The sequence below is a fragment of the Rhodanobacter sp. OR92 genome, from assembly GCF_000427545.1.
GTDB lineage: Bacteria > Pseudomonadota > Gammaproteobacteria > Xanthomonadales > Rhodanobacteraceae > Rhodanobacter > Rhodanobacter denitrificans.
In genome coordinates, this window is the sequence record NZ_ATYF01000006.1 from 158704 (window position 1) to 181791 (window position 23088).

Annotated in this window: 17 protein-coding genes and 1 tRNA gene; 7 read left to right on the plus strand and 11 right to left on the minus strand. The window is 67.4% G+C overall.

The genetic code is table 11. The features are described 5' to 3' along the window. Positions 1–37 precede the first annotated feature (37 nt). Complete coding sequence (locus tag RHOOR92_RS0103790; RefSeq protein ID WP_027489628.1) at positions 38–784, plus strand: pteridine reductase; 747 nt, start codon at positions 38–40, stop codon at positions 782–784. A gap of 52 nt (positions 785–836) precedes the next feature. Here the strand turns inward: RHOOR92_RS0103790 and RHOOR92_RS0103795 are convergent, their stop codons facing one another. Further along, a complete protein-coding gene (locus RHOOR92_RS0103795) occupies positions 837–1730 on the minus strand; it encodes a lipid A biosynthesis acyltransferase (protein ID WP_027489629.1) in 894 nt (297 codons plus the stop codon). 104 nt (positions 1731–1834) lie between these two features. On the opposite strand from RHOOR92_RS0103795, the gene dtd reads away from it, so the two are divergent. From dtd to RHOOR92_RS0103810, 3 genes are all read left to right on the plus strand, one after another. Then, positions 1835–2275, plus strand: coding sequence for a D-aminoacyl-tRNA deacylase (dtd, locus tag RHOOR92_RS0103800; RefSeq protein WP_007508873.1), 441 nt, complete (start codon positions 1835–1837; stop codon positions 2273–2275). 167 nt (positions 2276–2442) lie between these two features. Continuing rightward, positions 2443–4320, plus strand: a complete 1878-nt coding sequence (rpoD, locus tag RHOOR92_RS0103805; RefSeq protein WP_007508871.1) for an RNA polymerase sigma factor RpoD — start codon at positions 2443–2445, stop codon at positions 4318–4320. Positions 4321–4497: 177 nt separating this feature from the next. Continuing rightward, a complete protein-coding gene (locus RHOOR92_RS0103810; protein WP_027489630.1) occupies positions 4498–4791 on the plus strand; it encodes a hypothetical protein in 294 nt (97 codons plus the stop codon). Here the strand turns inward: RHOOR92_RS0103810 and RHOOR92_RS0103815 are convergent. From RHOOR92_RS0103815 to RHOOR92_RS0103830, 4 genes are read right to left on the minus strand one after another with little or no spacing between them, the layout of a single operon-like run. Beyond that, positions 4784–5323 (minus strand): GNAT family N-acetyltransferase, encoded by a 540-nt coding sequence (locus tag RHOOR92_RS0103815; RefSeq protein ID WP_231378315.1) that lies wholly within the window; start codon positions 5321–5323, stop codon positions 4784–4786. The genes RHOOR92_RS0103810 and RHOOR92_RS0103815 overlap by 8 nt on opposite strands. 14 nt (positions 5324–5337) lie before the next feature. Further along, positions 5338–5871, minus strand: coding sequence for a tail fiber protein (locus tag RHOOR92_RS0103820; protein WP_007508865.1), 534 nt, complete (start codon positions 5869–5871; stop codon positions 5338–5340). A 31-nt stretch (positions 5872–5902) separates the two neighbouring features. Beyond that, positions 5903–6433 carry a tail fiber protein gene (locus tag RHOOR92_RS0103825; RefSeq protein ID WP_015446521.1) on the minus strand — a complete coding sequence of 177 codons (531 nt, stop codon included), beginning with the start codon at positions 6431–6433 and terminating at the stop codon, positions 5903–5905. Positions 6434–6447: 14 nt separating this feature from the next. Then, positions 6448–6948, minus strand: a complete 501-nt coding sequence (locus tag RHOOR92_RS0103830) for a tail fiber protein (protein ID WP_007508861.1) — start codon at positions 6946–6948, stop codon at positions 6448–6450. Between the two features lie 283 nt (positions 6949–7231). Between RHOOR92_RS0103830 and RHOOR92_RS0103835 the strand changes: the two genes are divergently transcribed. The 3 genes from RHOOR92_RS0103835 (at position 7232) to RHOOR92_RS0103845 (ending at position 16073) form a co-directional block, all read left to right on the plus strand. Then, complete coding sequence (locus RHOOR92_RS0103835) at positions 7232–13627, plus strand: putative Ig domain-containing protein (RefSeq protein ID WP_027489632.1); 6396 nt, start codon at positions 7232–7234, stop codon at positions 13625–13627. A gap of 302 nt (positions 13628–13929) precedes the next feature. After that, positions 13930–14005, plus strand: a tRNA-Ile gene (locus tag RHOOR92_RS0103840). 214 nt (positions 14006–14219) lie between these two features. Further along, positions 14220–16073, plus strand: coding sequence for a sigma 54-interacting transcriptional regulator (locus tag RHOOR92_RS0103845; protein ID WP_027489633.1), 1854 nt, complete (start codon positions 14220–14222; stop codon positions 16071–16073). Between the two features lie 79 nt (positions 16074–16152). On the opposite strand, the gene leuD is transcribed toward RHOOR92_RS0103845, so the two are convergent. The 6 genes from leuD to RHOOR92_RS0103875 are packed head-to-tail and all read right to left on the minus strand — an operon-like array spanning position 16153 to position 23077. Then, complete coding sequence (gene leuD / locus RHOOR92_RS0103850; protein ID WP_027489634.1) at positions 16153–16788, minus strand: 3-isopropylmalate dehydratase small subunit; 636 nt, start codon at positions 16786–16788, stop codon at positions 16153–16155. Between the two features lies 1 nt (position 16789). Beyond that, a complete protein-coding gene (gene leuC / locus RHOOR92_RS0103855) occupies positions 16790–18202 on the minus strand; it encodes a 3-isopropylmalate dehydratase large subunit (protein ID WP_027489635.1) in 1413 nt (470 codons plus the stop codon). Between the two features lie 6 nt (positions 18203–18208). Next, positions 18209–18490 (minus strand): hypothetical protein, encoded by a 282-nt coding sequence (locus tag RHOOR92_RS0103860; protein ID WP_155950205.1) that lies wholly within the window; start codon positions 18488–18490, stop codon positions 18209–18211. Between the two features lie 55 nt (positions 18491–18545). Next, positions 18546–19136 (minus strand): isochorismatase family protein, encoded by a 591-nt coding sequence (locus RHOOR92_RS0103865; protein WP_231378316.1) that lies wholly within the window; start codon positions 19134–19136, stop codon positions 18546–18548. Between the two features lie 15 nt (positions 19137–19151). Next, on the minus strand, positions 19152–21005 hold the full coding sequence (locus tag RHOOR92_RS0103870) for a hydantoinase B/oxoprolinase family protein (RefSeq protein WP_027489638.1): 1854 nt from the start codon (positions 21003–21005) through the stop codon (positions 19152–19154). Next, a complete protein-coding gene (locus RHOOR92_RS0103875; protein ID WP_027489639.1) occupies positions 21002–23077 on the minus strand; it encodes a hydantoinase/oxoprolinase family protein in 2076 nt (691 codons plus the stop codon). The genes RHOOR92_RS0103870 and RHOOR92_RS0103875 overlap by 4 nt, the downstream gene beginning before the upstream one ends. Positions 23078–23088: the final 11 nt, after the last annotated feature.

The following is a 23088-nucleotide window of genomic DNA, read 5'->3' on the forward strand; positions in this document are numbered from 1 at the left end:
GGCAAGCTGGGACTTGTGCAATCGCCGGAGCCGCCCGATGCCGCCACGCCACGATCGTCCCGTCGCGCTGATCACCGGCGCCAGCCGCCGCGTCGGTGCAGTGACGGCGCGCACGCTGCACGCGGCCGGGTACGACCTGGCGCTGCACTACCGCTGTTCCGGCGACGACGCCCGCGCGCTGGCCGACGAACTCGAACGCCGCCGTGGCGGCAGCACCTTGCTGCTGCAGGCCGAGCTGGCCGACTTGCCGGCCCTGCCGGCGTTGCTCGAACAACTGCTGGCGCGCTACGGCCGGCTCGACGCGCTGGTCAACAACGCCTCGGCGTTCTTCCCCACCCCGCTGGGCACGGCGACGCCGGCGCAGTGGAACACGCTGTTCGCCTCCAACGCGCAGGCGCCATTCTTTCTCAGCCAGGCGGCGATCCCGGCGCTGCGCGAGGCGCGCGGCGGCATCGTCAACCTGGTCGACATCTACGCCGAGCGGCCGCTGGCGCAGCACACCGTGTACTGCATGGCGAAGGCCGCGCTGGCCGCGATGACCCGCTCGCTGGCGCTGGAGCTGGCCCCGCACATACGCGTCAACGGCGTGGCGCCCGGCGCGGTGCTGTGGCCCAGCGACGGCAAGCCGTACGCCGACCAGCAGGCGATGCTGGCGCGCACGCCGCTGCAGCGCGCCGGCACGCCCGAGGACGTCGCCGGCGCCGTGCTGTGGCTGTTGCGCGATGCGCCGTACGTCACCGGGCAGGTCATCCGCGTGGACGGCGGACGCACCCTGTCGGTGTGAGTGGTGCGGCACGTTCCACCGCGGCCCGACGCTGCCGCCCTTCGGAACGCGGCTAGCCGTCCTGGCGGTCGTACGGACTGACCAGGCCGTCCGCCGAATAGCGTTTGTATTGCCACTGGTACTGCGTGAAAGCCAGCTCCACGCATGCCTGCACACCGCGGTTGAGAGCCGCGCAAGCCGTGTCCAGACTGGGCTCGGTCAGCCCCGCCGGCGCCGGCAGCAGGTGGATGCGGTAGCCGGCGCCACGCGGCAGCCGTTCGGCGAATGCGAACAGCACGGTCGCCCCGGTGCGCGCGGCCAGCCGCGGCAGCAGCACCATGGTCAGCGCGTCGCGGCCGAAGAACGGCGCGATCTGGCCTTCGCCCGCGCGCGGCTTCTGGTCCGGCAGGATGCCGACCGTGCCGCCGGCGGCCAGCCGCTTGTACAGCGTGCGCACGCCGGCACCGTCGGCACGCACCTGCTCTGGCGCCAGCGCGCCGCGCACCTTGCGCAGCAGGCCCTCGATCGCGGCAATCCGCGGCGGCCGGTACAGGATCGCCATCGGCGTCTTGCGGCACAGCCAGTAGTTCAGCAGCTCCCAGCAGCCCAGGTGTGGCGCGGCGACGATCACGCCCTTGCCCGCGGCCAGCGCGGCATTCAGCAGCGCCTCGCCGCGCACTTCGCGTACCAGCCCCAGCGCGCGTTCGGCGCCGGCGCCCCAGACCTTGACGATCTCGCTGGCCGACTTGCCGCTCTCGGCCATCACCTCGCGCAACAGCGCGACCTGCGCCCTGTCATCCAGCTGCGGGCGCGCGATCGCCAGGTTTGCCGCGGTGTTTTGCACCGTGCGGCCGCCACGCCACAGCAGCAGCCGGCCCAGCGCTGCGCCCAGGCCATGCAGCGTGCGCAGCGGCAGCAGCGCCAGCAGGCGCAGCAGCAGGTAGACGAGGTACATGTCGATACGCATAGGGTCGCCAGTGTAGCGGGCGGCGCGCTGCGACCCGCCGACTTGCGCCGAACCGGCAACCTCGTATGCTTTGCCGGTCCTTCGCCTCGCCCCGCCGCCAGAGAATGATCGCCCTGATCCAGCGCGTCCTGTCCGCCAGCGTCAGTGTCGGCGACGAAACGGTCGGCGCGATCGGCCCCGGCCTGCTGGCCCTGGTGGCGGTGCAACCCGACGACGGCGAGGCGCAGGCGAAGCGCATGCTGGAGCGCCTGCTCGGTTACCGCGTGTTCGCCGATGCGGACGGCAAGATGAACCGCTCGCTCACCGACACCGGCGGCGACCTGCTGCTGGTCAGCCAGTTCACCCTCGCCGCCGACACCCGCTCCGGCATGCGCCCCAGTTTCACCGGCGCGGCGTCGCCCGAGCACGGCCGGCGCTGGTTCGAGCGGCTGCTGGAACTGGCCCGCGCCGCACACCCGGGGGTGGAAACCGGGCGCTTCGGCGCCCATATGGTGATCCGGCTGGTGAACGACGGCCCGGTGACCTTCCGGCTCGACACCGGCTGAACGGCGGGTGCGACGCCTCGCCGGATCGAGCCCGGCGATGCACGGCAATACGGCGGTCTGGCGCGATTTTTGCGTGTCCTCCAGCGATCTTTTTCCACTTGAAAACTGGTCAAAAAAGCAGCACATCGCTATAATGTCCGGTTCTTGAACCCTGCGGCGGTCGGTGAATGAATAGCAAAGCTCCCCACGAGCAACAGTCTGAGATCAAGGCGCTCATCTCCAAGGGCCTGGAGCAGGGTTACCTGACCTACGCCGAGATCAACGACCACCTGCCCGACGACATCGTCGACCCCGAGCAGATCGAAGACATCATGGCGGTGCTCAAGGGCGTCGGCATCGAAGTGCACGACGCCGCGCCGGACACCGACCCGCTGGCCGACAAGGCCGGCAGCAGCACCGACGACGAGGCCGCCGCCGAAGAAGCCGTCGCGCTGCTGTCCGCAGTGGATTCCGAAGTGGGCCGCACCACCGACCCTGTGCGCATGTACATGCGCGAAATGGGCACCGTCGAGCTGCTGACCCGCGAGGGCGAGATCGCCATCGCCAAGCGCATCGAGGAAGGCCTGGGCCAGGTGCAGACCGCGCTGGCCAGCTTCCCGCTGACCATCGAGCTGCTGCTGGAGGAATACGACCAGCATCTGGACGGCAAGCGCCGCCTCAGCGAGATCCTGGCCGGCTTCCTCGACCTGGAGGAAGCCGCCGACCTCGCGCGCAAGGAAAAGGAAGCCGCCGCGCTGCTGGCGCCCGAGCCCGAGGTCGGTGACGACGATGCCGACACCGACGACGACGACACCGCCACCGAGGACGAGGAAGAAGCCGGCCCCAGCGGCCCCGACCCGGAAGAGGTCAAGCGCCGCATGGAACTGCTGCGCGAGCACTACGCCAAGTTCCAGAAGGCCGCGCCGAAAGCCGCCAGCATCACCGACAGGAAGATCGTCAAGCTGCGCGACCTGATGGCCGAGGAGTTCCTCAAGCTCAAGCTGCCCAGCGCGCTGATCGACGGCTTCGTGCGCAAGCTGCGCGAGGTGGTCAACGACATCCGTCACCACGAGCGCGTGCTGATGGACATCTTCGTCAAGCAGGTGAAGATGCCCAAGGCCGAGTTCATCAAGGCGTTCCCCAGCAACGAGGGCAACCTCGAGTGGGTCGCCGAGCTGAGCCGCAAGCGGCAGAAGTGGTCGCCGAACATCAAGGTCCACCGCGAGGCGATCGACGCCGAGCAGGAGAAGCTCGCCGCGATCGAGCGCAAGCTGTTCCTGCCGCTGATCGACATCAAGGACATCAACCGCGCCATGGCTTCGGGCGAGGCCAAGGCGCGCCGCGCCAAGAAGGAAATGGTCGAGGCGAACCTGCGCCTGGTGATCTCGATCGCCAAGAAGTACACCAACCGCGGCCTGCAGTTCCTCGACCTGATCCAGGAAGGCAACATCGGCCTGATGAAGGCGGTCGACAAGTTCGAATACCGCCGCGGCTACAAGTTCTCGACCTACGCCACCTGGTGGATCCGCCAGGCGATCACCCGCTCGATCGCCGACCAGGCGCGCACCATCCGCATCCCGGTGCACATGATCGAGACGATCAACAAGTTGAACCGCATTTCCCGCCAGATGCTGCAGCAGTTCGGCCGCGAGGCGACGCCGGAGGAACTGGCCAAGGAAATGGAGATGCCCGAGGACAAGATCCGCAAGGTGCTGAAGATCGCCAAGGAACCGATCTCGATGGAAACCCCGATCGGCGACGACGAGGATTCCCACCTGGGCGATTTCATCGAGGACGGCAACGCCAGCTCGCCGATCGACTCGGCCACCGAGACCGGCCTGATGGAAACCGTGCGCGACGTGCTCGCCGGCCTGACTCCGCGCGAAGCGAAGGTGCTGCGCATGCGCTTCGGCATCGACATGAACACCGACCACACGCTGGAGGAAGTCGGCAAGCAGTTCGACGTCACCCGTGAGCGGATCCGCCAGATCGAAGCCAAGGCGCTGCGCAAGCTGCGCCACCCCAGCCGTTCGGAACAGCTGCGCTCGTTCCTCGACGTCGAGTAAGCGGCGACGCCGGCATGACGAAGAAGCCCCGCCGACGCGGGGCTTCTTGTTGTCGCCCCGGGAACGCACGACCGGCTCGCCAGGAAGGCGCGGCTCGTCCTTCAGCGACGGCGCGCACCGGACACATGTTGAAAGCCCGGCCCGGCTTGGGCATGCTCGACGGCCAGGGGGAACGTCATGCAATTTTTTCGGTTGGACCACTTCGCGGGCCATCTCAACGAGACCTTCAGGGTCGAGATCGACCAGATAAGCACGCCCTTCGTCCTGGTCGAGGCGCGGCCACTGCCGTACCAGCCGGTCGCCGGCATGGTGCGCGAGCCGTTCTCCCTGCTGTTCCGCCACGAATCGGCGGTGCTTTTCCCGCAGCGCACCTACACCATGCGCCACGACGGCGTGGGCGAGTTCGGCATCTTCCTGGTGCCGATCGCGCGCGACCGCGATGGCTTCATCTACCAGGCGCTGTTCAACTGAGCATGGCGGCGATCCAGCGCATGCGCAGGTGGCCGCCGACGTCCTCCTCGACGGCGAATCCCAGGCGTTCGTAGAGCCTGCGCGCCGCGGCATTGCGCTGCTCGACATGCAGCATGACGCTGCCCAGGCCATCGCGCAGCGTACTTTGCTGCACTTGCTGCAGCAGCGCCGAACCGATGCCGCGTCCTCGCGCTGCGGCGAGCAGCGCGATGTCGATGACATGGGCCTCCCGCGGGTCGCGGTACAGGTACAGGCGGCCGATGGGCCTCCCCGCATCCTCGATCACCAGGTAATCCGCCGGCTGGAAATGCGTGGTGTAGTGCAGGTGCTGCAGTGCGAACTGGCTGTCCAGAAAAGCCTGCCGCACAGCGTCTGGCCACGGCACCGCGGCCAGTTCGGCGGCGCGCACCTCGCCGTAGAGGCGGCGGAGGAACGGCAGATCCTGCTCATGCGCGTCGCGCCAGCCCACCCCTGCCGGAAGGCTTTCCCCCGAGGCGGGCAGCCAGGCCGCCCGGCTCGGGGGAAAGTTCAACGTCCCGGCTGCGCTCACGGGCGCTGAGGAAACACCCCTGACAGCGCGATGCAGAAATTCAGCGTCAGGTACGGCTGCCGGTTTTCGTGCGGCTGGCCGCCACCGGTCATGCCGACCGTCTGGATCGGCAAGGTGGTGTTGACCGCGTTGGTATTGGTCAGCATCGCCACCGACTGCGGCGTGATGACGGCATCGCCGCTGGCCGGAACGCCGGCGCGATTGGCGGCCGTCGGCTGGTTGTAGACGCGCGCGCCGTGGGCATGTGCCGGCATCTCATTGAGCAGCAGGGTGACGCTGTCCGAGCCGAAGGTTTCGCCGACCATGCGTGGCGTCAGCCCGGCGCCCTGGCCCTGGCCACACGCCACGTTGCCGGTGAAGTTCGGCAACTGGTAATTGGTGGTGCCGTTGCCGCCGAACTGGATACCGAGCAGCGAGAACAGCGCCGTGTTCTGCTGGATCGGCATCAACTGGCCCTGGCACAGGGCCCAGTTCTGGGGCGCGAAGTTGAAGCCGTAGATCTGGATCTCGCCAATGAAGGGATCGCTCATGAATGATGTCCTTGTAGTCGGTCGACGGCGCTCAACCCTGCGACGGGTAGACGCCGGCCCAGGCGATGCAGAAACGCGCGGTCAGCGTGGGCATGGTGTTGTCGTGCGGCTGACTGCCCCCCACGGAACCGACGGCCGTCGCGGCCAGGTCGCCGCTGGCGATGCCTGCGGTGCTGTTCGTGTACAGCGTGTCTCCGCTGACGGCCCCCAGCTGGAGTGTGGCGGACGGCGCGGCGGAGCTTGCCGCCGAATCCGCCGCGTAGAAGACATGGCTGTGGGCCGGCAGCTGGTTCGGCAGCAGCGTGACCGTCTCGGTGCCGGCCAGCTGGCCCAGCACGTAGGTTCCCATGCCCGGCCCCGCACCCTGGTGGATCGGCACGCGGCCGCGCAGGTCGGGCAGCGCAAAGGTATTCACGCCGTCGCCACCGTAAACGGTGCCGACCAGGCTGAACAGGACATCGTATTCCGAGATGGGCAGCAGGCGGCCGTCGCAGTCGAACCAGCCATTCGGTGCGAAGTTGTAGGGAAACAGGCGGATCTCGCCAACGTAAGGTGTGGACATGGCGGGAGCTCCGGTCAGCTGCGCGAGGGGAAGATGCCATTGAGCGCGATGCAGAAGTTCAGCACCGTGTATGGCTGCAGGTTCGAATGCGGCAGCGTCTGCCCAGCGTCGTCGAGCACGTTCAGCGGAATCTGCGGGCCACCGGAGCTGCCGTAGATGCTGAGCGAGCCGGCGGCACCCAGCACGCCGTTGCCGGGAATGCGCGTGGTGCCCGCGGCGGTGTTCGCGTTGAAGGCGTGATTGTGCGCAGGAATCTGCCCGCTCGACAGCGCGACGTTCTCGACGCCGCCGACCTGGCCGACGTCCGTGCCGTTGCTGGAACCCAGCGGGGTGCGGCTGCGCAGGTCGGGCAAGGCAAAGTTCGTCGTGCCGTTGCCGCCGAACTGGGTACCCAGCAGCGAGAACAGCGCCTGGTACTGGTTGATCGGCAGCAACTGGCCGTTGCAGAAAGCGAATCCCTTGGGCGCAAAGTTGAACGCCACCGGCATCACCTGCCCGAGAAAGGGTTGCGACATGAGTGATTCTCCCCTTGGATGGTTCCGGCGACAGGTCCCCGGCCGGCCCGTGCACTCTTGCGCATACCCGACGGCTTGACAAGCTCTTCGTGCACAAAGCCACAATATGCCGCGGCCGCCCTCGAGGGGCACTGAAAGGAAAAGACAGAACCGCCAGGCAGGGCTCACGACCGTCCGGCGAAGAGGTCCGGTACCGTGGCTGCTCGTTCGCGAGCCACGGCAGCTTTCACAACGCGCCGCCAGGCGTCCGCCCAACGGAACACGGGCAAACAGGGGACAAGTCATGTGGCATCCGGAGTCGAAGCATCGCGACGCGATGCGCCATGGACTCGGCCGTAGCGTATTCGGCCGGTGGACAAGTTTCCTGCTGGTGTGCGGCATGCTGGCGCTGCCGGGCCTGTCGCGTGCGGTCTGCACGGCCTATACGCCGTCCAATGCCTCCTCCGGATCGCCGATGGCGCCCGGCACGACGATCAGCATGGACGTCACGGCGTGCAGCGCCAGCCCCGGTTTCGGCATCGGCAACATCACGTCGCCGGCAAACCACGGCACGGCGACAGTCACCAGCAACGCGGCCTCGCAGATCAGCTACTCCAACAACAACGACGGCGCCACGACGGATACCTTCCGGTACGACGATGGCTCGGGCATCAATTTCGTCACGGTGACGGTACACATCGCCCCGAAGACCTCGCCCATCACGCTCTCGCCGGCGACGATGCCCTCGGGCACCGTAGCCGTCAGCTACGCCACCCAGACCCTGAGCGCCACCGGCGGCACCGCGCCGTACACCTTCGCCGTCACCAGCGGTTCTTCCCTGCCGCCGGGTCTGACGCTCAGCGGCAACACGATCTCCGGCACGCCGACCACGCAGGGCAGCTATGCGTTCTCGATCACGGCCACCGACAGCGCCAGCATCACCGGTACGGCGAGCTATTCGGTCTCCATCGGTGCGCCGAGCGTCGCCGTCACCAACACGCCCACGGCGGCGGTCATCAACCGACCCTACAGTTTCACGCTGACCGCCGCCGGCGGCACGCCGCCGTACACCTACACGCTGGACGGCGGCACCACGCTGCCAGCCGGCCTGACCCTGGCCAGCAACGGCACCATCAGCGGCACGCCCACTGCGAGCGGCACTACCAACTTCACCGTGCGCGTCACGGACAGCAGCGGCGCCCCCGGGCCGTACTTCTCGGCCAACAACCTGTCCATCACCGTGCAGAACCTGCCGCCCCCGGTCGCCAACCCGGTGAGTGCCACGGTGGCCTACGGCAGTACCAGCAACCCGATCACCCTCAACTTCACCGGCGGTGCGCCGGCCTCGGTCGCCGTCGCTACACAGGCTGCGCACGGCACCGCCACCGCCAGCGGCACCTCGATCACCTACACGCCCGCCGCCGGCTACGCCGGCCCGGACAGCTTCACCTATACCGGCACCAACGCCAGCGGCACGTCGTCACCGGCCACGGTGACCATCACCGTACCGCCGCCGACCATCAGCTACACGCCGGCCAGTCCGCCGCCGGCCACCGTCGGCGCGGCCTACAGCCAGTCGCTCGCCAGCGCGAGCGGCGGCACGGCGCCGTACACCTACGCCATCGCCTCCGGCAGCCTGCCGGCGGGCATCACGCTGGCCAGCAACGGCACGCTGTCGGGTACGGCCACCGCGGGTGGAAGCTTCAATTTCACCCTGACCGCCACCGACAGCAGCACCGGCACCGGTCCGTTCAGCGCCACCAGCGGCTCGCTGGCGCTGACGGTGAACGCCCCGACTATTTCGATTGCGCCTGCCTCGCTGACCAACCCTGGCGTGGCCGCGGCGTATTCGCAGAACGTGACGGCCTCCGGCGGCGCCGCTCCGTATGCCTATGCCGTCACCGCCGGCGCGCTGCCGCCTGGCCTGACCGTCAGCAGCACCGGCGCGATCACCGGCACGCCGACGGCCGCCGGCAGCTTCAATTTCGTCATTACCGCGACCGACAGCAGTACCGGCACCGGCCCCTACACGGGCAGCCGCGCCTACAGCATCACGGTGGGCGCACCCACGCTGACGCTGGCGCCCGCATCCGGGACGACCATCAACGGCACCGCCGGCTCACCGGCAAGCGCCACGTTCGCCGCCGCCAACGGTACCGCGCCATACAGCTATGCGATCGTCGCGGGCGCTCTGCCGCCGGGCGTGACGCTGTCGTCCGCGGGCGCGCTGTCCGGCACGCCGACCGCGGCAGGCAACTTCAACTTCACCGTGCGGGCCACGGACAGCTCGACCGGCACCGGCGCGCCCTTCACCATGTCGGGCAACTACACCCTCGCCGTGGCCGCGCCGACCATCACGCTGTCGCCGGGCACCCTGCCGGCGCCGGCGGTCGGTAACGCGTACAGCCAGGCGATCACCGCATCCGAAGCCAGCCCATCCACCTTCACCTACAACGTGAGCTCCGGCCTGCTGCCGACGGGCCTGTCGCTCAACGTCAACTCGGGAGTGATCAGCGGCACGCCGACCGCGGGGGGCAGTTTCAACTTCACGCTCACCGCGACTGACAGCGGCGGCTTCACCGGCAGCCAGGCCTACAGCGTCACGGTCGGCGCCGGCACGGTGGTGCTGGCCCCGGCGGCGCTGGCCAACGCCACGGCGGAAACGCCCTACACGCACACCTTCACCGCCAACGGCGGCACCGCGCCGTATGCCTACACGCTGACGGCGGGCGCGCTGCCGGCGGGCCTGGCGCTATCCTCCGGCGGCGTGCTGTCCGGCACGCCCACCGCCGCCGGCAGCTTCAACTTCACCGTGCAGGCCACGGACAGCTCGACCGGCACCGGCGCGCCATTCACGGCCAGCCAGAGCTACGCCCTCACCGTGGCCGCACCGACCATCGCGATCACGCCGACCACACTGCCGGCGGGCACCGGTGGCGCTGCCTATAGCCAGAGCTTGAGTGCCGCCGGCGGCAGCGGCGGCTACACCTTCAGCCTCGCCTCCGGCGCGCTGCCGCCCGGCATCACCTTGAGCAGCTCGGGCACGGTGTCCGGCACGCTGACCACGGTGGGCAACTACAACTTCACCGTCAGCGCGACCGACGGCTTCGGCTTCACCGGCAGCCGGGCTTATACCTTCATCGTGGCCGCACCGACTATCACCATCACCCCGGCCACGTTGCCGAACGGCCAGGCCAACGTCGCCTACAGTCAGGCGCTGGGCGCGAGCGGCGGCAACGGCAACGGCAGCTACACCTACAGCCTCGCCTCCGGCGCGCTGCCGCCCGGCATCACCTTGAGCAGCGCCGGCACCGTGTCCGGCACGCCGACCACGGCCGGCAACTACAACTTCACCGTCAGCGCGACCGACGGCTTCGGCTTCACCGGCAGCCGGGCCTACACGTTCACCGTGGCCGCGCCGACCATCACCATCACCCCAGCCACATTGCCGAACGGCCAGGCCAACCTCGCCTACAGTCAGGCGCTGGGCGCGAGCGGCGGCAACGGCAGCTACATCTACAGCCTCGCCTCCGGCGCGCTGCCACCCGGCATCGCCTTGAGCAGCGCCGGCACCGTGTCCGGTAGGCCGACCACGGCCGGCAGCTACAACTTCACCGTCAGCGCGACCGACGGCTTCGGCTTCACCGGCAGCCAAGCCTACACGTTCACCGTGGCCGTGCCGACCATCACGCTGTCGCCGGGCATCCTGCCGGCACCGGCGGTCGGCGTCGCGTACAACCAGACCATCACCGCATCGGAAGGCCAACCAGCCACCTTTACCTACAATGTGAGCTCCGGCGCACTGCCGATAGGCCTGTCGCTGGACGTCAACTCCGGCGTCATGAGCGGCACGCCCACAGCCGCGGGAACCTATAACTTCACCATCACCGCAACGGACGGCAGTGGCTTCACCGGCAGCCAGGCCTACAGCGTCACGGTCGGCGCGGGCACGGTGGTGCTCGACCCAGGCGCGCTGGCCAACGCCACAGCGGAAACCCCCTACACGCATGCCTTCACCGCCACCGGCGGCACGGCACCGTATACCTATTCCGTCGTCGCCGGCACGTTGCCGTCGGGTCTGGCACTGTCGTCCACAGGCACGTTGTCCGGCACGCCGACGGCAGCGGGCAGCTTCAACTTCACGCTCAGGGCCACTGACAGCAGCACCGGCACCAGCGCACCGTTCTCGGGCAGCCGGATCTACACGCTCACCGTGGCCGCGCCGACCATCGCGATCACGCCGGCGACGCTGCCGGCGGGCGTCGGCGGCGTCGCCTACAGCCAGGCGTTGAGCGCCAGCGGCGGCAGCGGCGGCTACACCTACAGCCTCGCCTCCGGCGCGCTGCCGCCCGGCATCGCCTTGAGCAGCTCGGGCACGGTGTCCGGCACGCCGACCACGGTGGGCAACTACAGTTTCACCGTCACCGCGACCGACGGCCTCGGCTTCAGCGGCAGCCAGGCCTATACCTTCACCGTGGCCGCACCGACCATCGCCATCACCCCGGCCACGCTGCCGAACGGCCAGGCCAACCTCGCCTACAGTCAGGCGCTGGGCGCGAGCGGCGGCGGCGGCAACGGCAGCTACACCTACAGCCTCGCCTCCGGCGCGCTGCCGCCCGGCATCGCCTTGAGCAACTCGGGCACGGTGTCCGGTACGCCGACCACGGCTGGCAGCTACAACTTCACCGTCAGCGCAACCGACGGCTTCGGCTTCACCGGCAGCCAGGCCTACTCGCTGGGCATCGACCAGCCCGTGCCGGTCACGGTGAACGACACCGCCACGACACCGGCCAACTCGCCGGTCACCATCGCGGTCACGGCCAATGACGCCGGCCCGATCACCAGCATCGCGGTGGCGCAGGCGCCTGCGCACGGCACGGCGGCGGTCAGCGGCCTGCATGTGGTGTACACGCCGTCGGCCAGCTTCTTCGGCAGCGACAGCTTCACCTACACCGCCACTGGCCCTGGTGGGATTTCGTCGCCGGCCACGGTCAGCGTCTCGGTGACGCCGCTGGCCGTGCCGGTCGCGGCGGCGCAGAGCGTCTCAGTACTGGCCGGCGCGTCAGTCACGATCCATGCGGCCACGGGTGCAAGCAACGGCCCATTCACTGCCGCTGCGGTGGTGAACACGCCAGCCTCGGGTACGGCGACGGCACAGGGCACCGACATCGTCTACACCGCCGCCGCGAACGCCTCGGGCACGTTCGGCTTCGACTACACGCTGAGCAACGTCTTCGGCACCTCGCCACCGGCCCACGTCACGGTGACGGTCAACCCGCGTCCGGTGGCAGCCGCGCTGACGGCAACGGCGAACGCCGGCACCACGGTACAGGTCGACCTTGTCGCGCAAGCGCACGGCGGTCCGTTCACGGCTGCGAATGTGGTGTCCATTTCGCCGGCGAACGCCGGTTCGGCCACCATCGTATCCACCGGCGGCGGTGGCTACGCGCTGGCGTTCACCTCCGCCGCCAGCTTCGATGGCGTGGCGCAGATCGCCTATACGCTGAGCAACGCGTTCGCTACCTCCGCACCGGGCACGGTCGACGTTACCGTCATGCTGCGCAGCGATCCGTCGAAGAACGCCGAAGTGCTGGGCGTGCTGGAAGCCCAGGCCGAGGCGGCACGCCGCATGGCGATGGGCCAGATCGGCAACTTCCAGCGCCGCCTGGAAAGCCTGCACGACAGCGGCAGCCGCGCCGGCTTCAGCAACGGCATCACCATGAGTTCCGCCAGCAGCCAGCGGCGCAGCGACACGCTGGCCGGCCTGCAGCAGCAGGTGATGGGCGGCGGCGGCGATCCCTTCCTGGCGCCCGCAGACGCCCCGGCAACCGTTCCTGCAGCCTCCAGTGGCGGCGCGCCGGACGGCCTTGCCTTCTGGGCCGGTGGCGCGATGAACTTCGGCAAGCTGAAGCCCGGCGCCAGCTACAACGGCGTCGACTTCACCACCTCGGGCCTCAGTTTGGGCGCGGACAAGCAGCTGACCCAGTCGCTCGCGCTGGGCCTGGGCGTCGGCTACGGCCACGATGCTTCCGACATCGGCCAGCATGGCAGCCGCAGCACCGTGGACAGCTACAACGTCGCCGCCTACGGCAGTTACCGGCCCGGTGAATCGGCCTACATGGACGCGCTGGTCGGCTACCAGTGGCTGCAGTTCGACGCGCGCCGCTTCGTCACCGACAACGGCAACACGGTGCGCGGCAGCCGCGACGGCAAGCAGTGGTTCGCCTCGTTCTCGGTGGGCTACCGGCACCAGGCGGACGACATGCTGCTCACGCCCTACGGCAGGCTGGACATCGCCCGCGCGACGCTCGACGGCTACACCGAAACCGGCGACGCCGTGTTCGCACTGAGCTACCGGGACCAGACCGTCAAGACCAGCACCGCCACCGTGGGCCTGCTGGCGCGATGGACGGTCCAGCGCGACTACGGCGTATGGGCGCCGCAGCTGCGCGCGGAGTTCGGCCACGACATGCAAGGCTCCAGCCAGGCGGCGATGCGCTATGCGGACCTGCCGTCCGGTCCGCTGTACCAGGCCACGCTGGCCCGCCAATCCCGCAACCATACCTTGCTCGGCGCAGGCATCGCGCTGCAGACGCTCAAGGGCTGGTCGCTGCGCGCGGAATACCAGAACCAGCTGGACAACACGAGCCGCGACAACCAGAGCATCCTGCTCAGCGTACAGAAGACGCTGCCACCGTGACCGGGACGGCGGCAGCGACGAACGTCGTTGCCGCCGTCCCCGCGCCGGACCCCGCGACTAAGCGTTCCACCAAGGCGGAGCTTCTTCGTCGTGGCCGTCCCGATCCACGTCGTCGAACGATTGCTCCCGCGCGATCCTGCCGCCGTCCACACGGTACGCGCCGATCCTGCTCGTCCGGGCGAGGTCCGGCGGCCGACTCGAAACTCACCGCCGACCGGCATGCAGTCCGCCCCGCGCCTCCTCCGGCACCGCCCAATCGCCGCTACGCCATCCGCGCCTACGGTAAACTGCCGCCCTTGCACGGGCCTATAGCTCAATGGTTAGAGCAGAGGACTCATAATCCTTTGGTTCCAGGTTCGAGTCCTGGTGGGCCCACCACGAATTTGCGCAAGCCCCGCGCTTTCCCCTGAACGGGCTGCCGGCGCCGCGGTGGGCTGTACCTGGCAGTGACCGGGCAGCGCGCGCGGCAGCATGGATTCGCCCGCGGCACATGGACCCGCCGGCGCGCCCGGTAAAGATGCGTCGATGGCGCGGCGCCGCCGGTTGAGGCAGTATAAGAGTACGTGTGTGACGTCGGGGGACGAGCCACTCAATGAACTTTGTCACTGCCAGCCGGAACCAGCCGCGCATATGCGTCGTGGGCAACTCCAAGTTCACCCAGGTCATCCACAGTCTGGTCGACGAATTCAAGAACGTTGCCCAGATCACCGTCATCGACAACGTCTTCAATGACGCGGTGCGCGCGGCGCGCGAGTTGATCGATACCCAGCAAGTCGATTTCTTCGTCAGCGCCGGCGCCAACGCGTTCTATCTGAAGGACACGCTGTCCGTGCCGGTCCTGGGTTTGCGGGTCAGCTCGGAGGATTTGATCCGCGCCGTGCTGACCGCGCGGCTCATCTCGCGGCGCATCCTGTTGCTGACCTACGAGCGCCAGGAGACCAACCTGGATTTGCTGAAAATATTCGACGACATCGAAGTCCTGCACTGCACCTACACGACGGCCGAGGAAATCAAGGAAGTCTTCCACCAGCATCGCAGCGAAGGTTACGGCGTGGTGATCGGCTCAAGCTACGCCTGCGACCTGGCCGACCAATGGGGCATCGGCTCGGTGCTTATCTACTCGCGCAGCTCCTGCCGCAATCTGCTGCGCAAGGCCACGCTACTTGCCGGACAGAATGCGCGCCAGCTGCAAAAGGATTCCCTGCTGCAGTTTGCGCTGGACAGCAACCCGTGCCCAACCGTGATCACCACGCAAGGCAACGAAGTGGTGGCGTGGAACAGCGCGGCGTTGACGCAGATTCCGCACTTCGCCCAGCGCCGCCGGCTGAACGGCCTGCTCGACAAGCACGCCTGCAACGCGCTGCGCCTTCAGGCCGAGCAGCTGCTCATCGACGGACATCCGTGCACGCTCAACAAGGAACCGTTCGATCTTTCCGACGGCACACCGGCCGCCGTCTACCGCTTTCAATTCAGCCGGGCCGGGGAATTGCGCAGCGACGGCCGGCGCTTGGTGTCCAGCTCGCAGTGCATGGCCGAGGTGCAGAACCTCCTGTCGGTCTACGGTGTCAACGTCGACATCGTGCTGCTGTATGGCGAAACCGGCACGGGCAAGGAACTGGCCGCACGCACCGTGCACGCCGCCAGCGACCACGCCAGCGGTCCGTTCATTGCGGTGAACTGTTCGGCGATTCCGGTCGATCTGTTCGAGTCGGAGTTGTTCGGCTACATGGACGGTGCCTTCACCGGCGCCAGGAGCGGCGGCCGTACGGGGCTGCTCGAAACGGCCAACGGTGGTTCGTTTTTCCTGGACGAGATCAACGCCTTGACGTTGGCCCACCAGGCCAAGCTGCTGCGCGTATTGCAGGAAAAGGAAATGACCCCGGTTGGCGCGCGCAAGCCGGTCGCGCTGGACATCAAGTTCATCGCGGCATGCAATGTCGACCTTGCGGAGGAAACGCGCGCGGGCCGGTTCCGCGAGGACCTCTACTACCGCATCAACACGTTCGCCGTGCGCATGCCCGCGCTGCGCGAACGCCCGGAAGACATCGTGGCGCTGACCTCGTACATGGTGCACCGCGCCGTCGCCCGCTACCGGGCCAATATCGACATTGACGTTCTGGTCAACGGCCTCGTGCCCAGATTCAAGGGCTACCACTGGCCCGGCAACGTACGTCAGCTCGAGAACATCGTTGACCGGCTGGTCGTGGCCAGCAATCTGCACCATGGCAGCGCGGCTATCGTGGCCGCGCTGCCGCGACTGGCACCGGAAATCTATGCCCACGCCGACAACGACGACGCGGCCCGTGGCCACCTGAAGGCGCTGGAGCTGGAAGAAATCAGCCGTGTCCTGAAAATGTTCGGCGGCCGGCGCAACGAGTCTGCGGATTATCTCGGCATCAGCCCGACCACGCTGTGGCGGCGCCTGAAGCAGAACCGCGTCAACTGAAGGTCGGACGGCGGCGCCAGCGCGGTGACCAGCGCCGCAATCCGCTGCCCGCCGGCATCACCTGTGGTTGCATCCGCCGCTATCTGAAGACCCAAGGTTCGCTGCGCTGCCGTGCCACTTCATAGGCGCGGATCGCCGGCGCCAGAGCCAGGGTCTGGGCAATGTCATCCAACCCCTGCAGCAGGTTGTGCTGCCGGCCCGTGTCGAGTGCAAACTCCAGCCGCAGGTCACCCACGACCAGTTCCCGACGCGCGACATCTACCCCGGCACGCAGCCCTGGGCTGGCCAGGCACCGGGCAAACAACCGATCCACCACCGGCTGCTCCAGCCGGATAGGCAGCAGTCCGTTGCCGAAACAGTTGTTGTAGAAGATGTCGCCGAAACTCGGCGCCAGCAACACCCGAATACCGAAATCCCGCAGCGCCCAGACCGCATGTTCGCGACTGGAACCGCACCCGAAGTTGGCCTGCGCCAACACCACCGTGGCATGCCGATAGGGTGGCGCATTGAGAATGCATTGCGGATTTTCGCGCCGGCTGCCAGGCGGCGTGTCGAGTTCGCCGGGGTCCAGGTAACGCTCGTTGTCGAGCAAGAACCCGCCGAAACCACGCGCTTCGAGGCTCTTGAGATATTGCTTGGGCAGCAAGGCGTCGGTGTCGATGTTGACGCGATCCAGGGGAACGATGACGCCTTCATGCTGAATCAATGGTTGCATGTCACATGCTCCGTACGTCGACCAGGGCGCCGACAATCGCCGCCGCGGCCGCCATCGCCGGCGACAGCAGATGAGTGCGACCAGCCAGCCCCTGGCGTCCTTCAAAATTGCGATTCGACGTCGAAGCACAACGCTCCCCCGGCTGCAGCCGGTCCGGATTCATACCCAGGCACATCGAACAACCGGGCGCACGCCATTCGAAACCGGCGTCGAGAAACAACTGGTCGAGGCCCTCGCGTTCGGCCTGCAGCTTGACCAGGCCCGAACCGGGCACGACCAGCGCCTGCTTGATGCGGGCATGGACGCGGCGTCCGCGCAGCACCGCCGCGGCTTCACGCAGGTCCTCAATGCGCGCGTTGGTACACGAACCGATGAAGACTTTGTCGAGTGGCGTGCCCGCGACCGGCTGGCCGGCCTCGAGTCCCATGTAGTCCAGCGCGCGCCGCCAGCCATTGCGCTGGATGTCGTTGGCGGCGCTCTCCAGCGACGGAATGTATCCATCGATCGGCGTGACCATTTCCGGCGACGTACCCCAGGTGACGCATGGAGCCACGTCGCCGGCCGCGATGGTCACCCGCCGGTGGAAGTGGGCGCCCGGATCAGTGTGCAACGTCTCCCAGTAGCTGGTCGCACGCTCCCACATCTCACCGATCGGCGCAAACGGCCGATTGCGAACATAGGCTTCAGTTACCGCGTCGTAGCCAATCAGGCCTGTGCGCGCGCCGGCCTCGACGCTCATGTTGCACAGGGTCATGCGCGCCTCCATCGACAGCGCGGCAATCGTCGTGCCGCGAAATTCCAGCGCGTGGCCAATGCCACCCGCCGTGCCGATCAGGCCGATGACGTGCAGCGCCAAGTCTTTCGCACTGACGCCTGGCCCCAGGCGCCCGACCACCTCGACGGCCATGTTCCTGAGCTTGCGGCTGCGCAACGTCTGCGTGGCCAGTACGTGCTCCACCTCGCTGCTGCCCACTCCATACGCAAGCGTGGCCAGCGCCCCGTTCGTGGCCGTGTGCGAATCGCCGCACACCACGGTCATGCCCGGCAGCGTCAGCCCCTGCTCCGGGCCGATGATGTGCACGATGCCCTGGCGCAGGTCATCCAACGCAAACAGCGGCACGCCGAAGTCGTCACAGTTTTTTGCCAGCGCCGCGACCTGTCGGCCCGCCAGCGGGTCGGCAAACTCCGTCACACCCGCATCGCGCTGCGTCGTCGGCACATTGTGATCGGGCGTGGCCATGCTCGAGCCGCTGCGCCATGGCTTGCGCCCGGTGCGGCGCAGGTTGGAGAACCCCTGCGGTGAAGTCACCTCATGCAGCAGATGCAGGTCGATGTACAGCAGGCTCGACCCGTCCGCCAGATCCGCCACGTGATGACTGTTCCACAATTTGTCATAGAGCGTCAGGCTGTTCATCGTGCGCTACCGGTAGGCAACCCAGCGGTACAGTTCGCGGCCACTCGGGTCCGATCGGCGATAGCCGCAATAGCTGTCCAGCCGCCCGCCAGCGAGCGGCACCACCATGCAATAAGGCCGCTCGCACGCATCCTCGGCCATTTCCCCGGCGGCCAACTGTGCCCGCGCCCGGCGCAACCCGGATTCCGCAACGGCCACGTCGGTACCGGACACACGGGCGCGGAAATGGGTCACCCAGGCTTGCACGTAGGCCTGACATCTCCCGCCCGTCTGCACCTGCGCAGTCACGGCGTGGCGCGAGTCCGGCACTGCGGCGCAAGCAGCCAACAGAGTGAGTGCGGCGCTAAGCGTCAAGTATCGCCAGACAGTCATCGAGCTCCCCGACATCGGCATATTTGAGATGCAAGTCGTGCAGGTTCGACTCATGCGCGGCGGCATCCCGGTCACCCACGGCCTGGCGCGGAATCAGCACCCGCAGGTCACTTTGCAGTGCGTCGAGCGCCGTCGCCCGCACGCATCCGCTGGTGGTCAACCCACCTACGACCACGCCATCCACGCCAGCCGCGCGCAGGCGCTCACCCAGATCGGTACCGAAGAATCCGCTGGCGCCACGCTTGACGATGACGATCTCGCCAGGCGCCGGTTGCACCCGCGCATCAATCGCCACCAGTGCAGACCCCGCCACCAGACAGTTGAGCACCGGCAGCTTCTCGCGGAACACGCGCGCCTGCGCCGCGTCGTCGTACGCGACGGTGGTGTAGAACACCGGCGCGCCGCGCGCGCGGAAACTCGCCAGCAGCCGTTGATTGGCGGCGATCACCTGCGGACAGTCGAAGCCGAGCTGGCTGCGCCCGGGGTCGGTAAAGCCAACCGAGAGATCAACTAGGATCAACGCGTAACGCCGCGCGGGTGTTAGGGCTCTGGATTCAAGCACGATGCACCGCTCCCCTCAGTTCCATACCGGCGTCACTGGCACCGGCAAGCCGGTCTCGGCCTGACAGCGCGCCTTGAGCTCAGCCAACGTGCCACCACGATTGAACAACCCGATCGGCGGACGGCTCGCCGCCATTTCCGTGCGCAGCGCAGTCGTGGCTGCCAGGTCGACGGCCGCCGTGTCCAGCACCACGCCGTAACGCCGCGCGCCTTGCACACTAACCAGACCCCGACGGACATCGAGCAGCACCTTGGCCGGGTCGCGTTGCAATGGATCGCCCCAGCCGCCGGCACCCCAGGTATCGAAGAACAGCAGATCACCGGACTTGACCTGCACCCGGTCGCATTTGGACGGCAATATCTGCCGACTGCCGTCGACGCGGACCAGTTCCTTGCGACTGCGCTGACCCGGCTCGCCACCGTTGACGCCCCACGGGTAGGTCAGCCAGCGGTCGTCGTGGATCGATATTTCGCCATCCGAGAGCAGGCAATACGTGACGCGCAGACCATTGCCGCCGCGATGCAGCCCGGCGCCTCCCGAGTCGGAAATGGTTTCGTAGGTTTCAATGCGCAGAGGGAAATACGCCTCCACGAATTCGTTGGGGACGTTGGTGAAACCGGGCCACAACGAGTGCCCGTCCGGGCCGTCGCCAGCCGGCCGCCCGGGAATGCCACCGAAGCCGATCTGGAACAGCTGGAACCATTTCCCGTCCGCGTCGTAACCCGAGTACATCAGATGCGGTGAATCGGAAAAACCCGCGGCATTCATGGCTTGCGGCGAGCCCTGGCCGAGCAGGCCACCCATGATGTCGAAGATGCGCCCGAGCAGATGGGTCCGGCACGATACCGCCGCCGGAAATGTAGGCTTGAGGATCGAGCCGCTTGGCACGCGCACCTCCACCAGATCGTAGAACCCGTCATTGAGCAGGATCGCCGGATCGAACAGGCTGATGGTGAGCGCGCCGAAGAAGATCTTGAACATCTCCTCGTTCAGATAGAAGTTGACCGAGGATGGTGCCTGTGGGTCCGTACCCGCGAAATCGAAGATCGCCTTCTCACCCTCGCGCCACAGCGCGCAGCGCAGCGTATACGGACCGTGGCCGGCACCATCGTCGCAGATATAGTCTTCGAAGGTCTGGCGCTGTTCCGACACCACGCGCTGGATGACTTCCTTCATAGCGCGTCGGGTGCGTTCCAGCATCAGCTGTTGCGCGCTGTGGAATTCGTCGTCGCCGAACCGGCTGGCCAGCTCCACGCAGCGGCGCCCCGCGCTGCGGCACGCGGCAACCAGCGCGTTGAGATCAGAGCGGTTCCAGCGCGGCACCCGGACGTTGTGCAGGATCACGTCGAGCATGTCGCTGTTGAGCTTGCCGGCGCGATACAGCTTGACCGGCGGGATGCGCACGCCCTCTTCCCAGATCGTGCGCGCGTCGGTGGGCAGGCTGCCCGGTACCTTGCCGCCCACATCGGTCATGTGGCCGAACATCGCGGCGTAATTGATCAGCCGGCCATCCTTGAAGATCGGCAACAGCACCAGCCAATCCGGCAAATGGCTGACCGCCCCGTTGCACATGTACGGATCGTTGGTGAGGAACACGTCCCCTTCCTCGACGGTGCCATCGTAGGCCTGCAGGAAGCCAGCGATGAACGAGCCGAACTGGCCAACCAGCATCCGGCCGTCACCGCCGGCAATGATCGGAAACGCATCGCCCTGCTCGCGAATGCCGGGACTCATCGCCGTGCGGAACAGCACCGCGTCCATCTCGCTGCGGGCGTTGGCCAGTGCATTCTCGATGATGTCCACCGTGACGCCGTCGACTTCGACGCGACGCAGGGGCTCTGCGTTGGACTGGATGATGCGGGCACTCATGACGCTTGCTCCTGACCATGCTGCGGGCGAATCAACAAGTTGCCGAAATCATCGACTGTGGCGCGGTAGCCGGGCAGGATCACCGTCGTCGAATCGATCTCGAAGGCAATGGCCGGGCCGGGTACCCGCTGCCCGCGGCACAGCTGCGTCCGGTCGTAGATCGTCGCGGCGTGCTGCGCGCCGGCGTAGTAAATCACCTGCTGGCCGACGCTGGCCTTGGCCAGATCGCCCCCCACTGCTTCCAGCTTCCGGTCCGCGATGTCCGGACGTGGTGCACGCGCAATGGCGCGCAGATTGACCAGTTCGTGCGCCTCGCTGAGGGCAAAGGTGAACTGGCGCTCATGCTCCTCATCAAACGCCGCCGTCAGGCTGGCCAGCCCATCCCGGCGCAACTGTATCGGGTCGACCTCCAGCGTCAGCAGCAACGCTTGGCCTTGGTAGCGCACGTCGGCCTGCCAGTTCAGTTGCTGCTGCGCGACCGGCACATCCTGTTCGGCCAGCGAATGGCGCACGCTGTCGCTGAGGCCATCGAGAATCCCGATGACCTCATCCGCACTCATTTCCGCCAGGTTCCGGATCACCGAACGCGACGCCTCATCCTTGACCCGCGTGGTGGCGTCACCGTAGGCGCACAGCACTCCGGGTCCGGGCGGGACGATGACCGGCCACGAGTTCATCAGGATGCCCAGGGCGTTGCCATGCAGCGGCCCCGCACCGCCAAACACGCACAAGGCAAACTCGCGCGGGTCGTAACCCTGCTCCACGCTGATCAGACGCAGCGCACCATACATGTGCTCGTTGGCAACCCGAGCAATGCCTTCGGCCGCCTCGTACAGTGATATCCCCATCGCATCGGCCACCTTCTGCACGGCGGCTTCGGCCAGGTCACGGCGGATGGCAAAATCCCCACCGAGCTTCTGCACTTCCGGCAGATAGCCAAGCACGATGTTCGCGTCAGTTACCGTGGCTTCGGTGCCACCCAGGTTGTATGCCGCCGGGCCGGGCACCGCGCCCGCACTCTCCGGACCCACCCGGAGCGCCCGGGTCAGCTCCGGCACAAAGGCGATCGAGCCACCGCCGGCGCCGATGCTGCGCACGTCGACGGATGGCGCCCGCACCGCGATGTCGCCAATGCGGGTTTCGCGGCGCAGACGGGCGCGGTTGTCATCGATCAGCGCGACGTCGGTCGAGGTACCGCCGACATCGCAGGTCAGCACCCGCGGAAAGCCGGCACGGGAGCAGAACCAGATCGCCCCCGCCACGCCACCGGCCGGACCGGACAGCAGCATGTTGACCGGCGCCTGGGAGGCGGACTGGCACGTCGCCAGGCCGCCGTCAGAACGCAGGATCGCCAACTTGACGTCCGGTCGCAGCCGTTTCTCCAGCTCGGCCTGGAGATGCTGTACATAGCTCTCCATCTGCGGCCGCACGTAACTGTTCACCACCGTGGTTTCGGTGCGTTCGTACTCCTGCATCTCCGGCACCACCAGGGAAGACAGCGACACCGGTACCCCGGGCATGACCTCAGCAGCAATTTGTCCGATGCGCTGCTCGTTCTCGCCGTTCGCGTAGGCATTCGTGAGGCTGACAGTCAAGGCCTCGACCCCGGCAGCGCGCAGCTTCTCCAGTCCGGCGCGGATCCCGGCGACGTCGAGTTCGCGCACGACCCGGCCGCCGGCGTCGATACGCTCATCCGCCTCGATGGTCAGCTCCAGCGGCGCCAGCAGTTCCCCCTTGTTGAAGGTGACCCAGCCGCCAAGCCCGCCCGGCACGAACGACCGTGCGATATGCAGCACCTGCTTGTACCCCCGCGTGGTGACCAGCCCGACGCGTGCGCCGCGCCGGGTGAGAATCGCATTGGTCGCCACGGTGGTGCCGTGCATCACCGAACGGATCTGCGCCGGCTCGATGCCAGACGCCCTGCAGATTTTTTCAATGCCCTCCAGCACCGCGACCGACGAATCGTGCGGCGTCGACGACACCTTGGCGGTGAACGCCTCACCACTCTCTTCGTTCACCAGCAACAGATCGGTGAACGTGCCGCCAACATCGACACCCAATCGAAAAGTCATGACCACTCCGT

Excerpts from the sequence above, each read along its gene's own strand:
- RHOOR92_RS0103790 (WP_027489628.1), top strand. The coding sequence starts at position 38 with ATGCCGCCACGCCACGATCGTCCCGTCGCGCTGATCACCGGCGCCAGC.
- RHOOR92_RS0103795 (WP_027489629.1), bottom strand. The coding sequence starts at position 1,730 with ATGCGTATCGACATGTACCTCGTCTACCTGCTGCTGCGCCTGCTGGCG.
- dtd (WP_007508873.1), top strand. The coding sequence starts at position 1,835 with ATGATCGCCCTGATCCAGCGCGTCCTGTCCGCCAGCGTCAGTGTCGGC.
- rpoD (WP_007508871.1), top strand. The coding sequence starts at position 2,443 with ATGAATAGCAAAGCTCCCCACGAGCAACAGTCTGAGATCAAGGCGCTC.
- RHOOR92_RS0103810 (WP_027489630.1), top strand. The coding sequence starts at position 4,498 with ATGCAATTTTTTCGGTTGGACCACTTCGCGGGCCATCTCAACGAGACC.
- RHOOR92_RS0103820 (WP_007508865.1), bottom strand. The coding sequence starts at position 5,871 with ATGAGCGATCCCTTCATTGGCGAGATCCAGATCTACGGCTTCAACTTC.
- RHOOR92_RS0103825 (WP_015446521.1), bottom strand. The coding sequence starts at position 6,433 with ATGTCCACACCTTACGTTGGCGAGATCCGCCTGTTTCCCTACAACTTC.
- RHOOR92_RS0103830 (WP_007508861.1), bottom strand. The coding sequence starts at position 6,948 with ATGTCGCAACCCTTTCTCGGGCAGGTGATGCCGGTGGCGTTCAACTTT.
- RHOOR92_RS0103835 (WP_027489632.1), top strand. The coding sequence starts at position 7,232 with ATGTGGCATCCGGAGTCGAAGCATCGCGACGCGATGCGCCATGGACTC.
- RHOOR92_RS0103845 (WP_027489633.1), top strand. The coding sequence starts at position 14,220 with ATGAACTTTGTCACTGCCAGCCGGAACCAGCCGCGCATATGCGTCGTG.
- leuD (WP_027489634.1), bottom strand. The coding sequence starts at position 16,788 with ATGCAACCATTGATTCAGCATGAAGGCGTCATCGTTCCCCTGGATCGC.
- leuC (WP_027489635.1), bottom strand. The coding sequence starts at position 18,202 with ATGAACAGCCTGACGCTCTATGACAAATTGTGGAACAGTCATCACGTG.
- RHOOR92_RS0103870 (WP_027489638.1), bottom strand. The coding sequence starts at position 21,005 with ATGAGTGCCCGCATCATCCAGTCCAACGCAGAGCCCCTGCGTCGCGTC.
- RHOOR92_RS0103875 (WP_027489639.1), bottom strand. The coding sequence starts at position 23,077 with ATGACTTTTCGATTGGGTGTCGATGTTGGCGGCACGTTCACCGATCTG.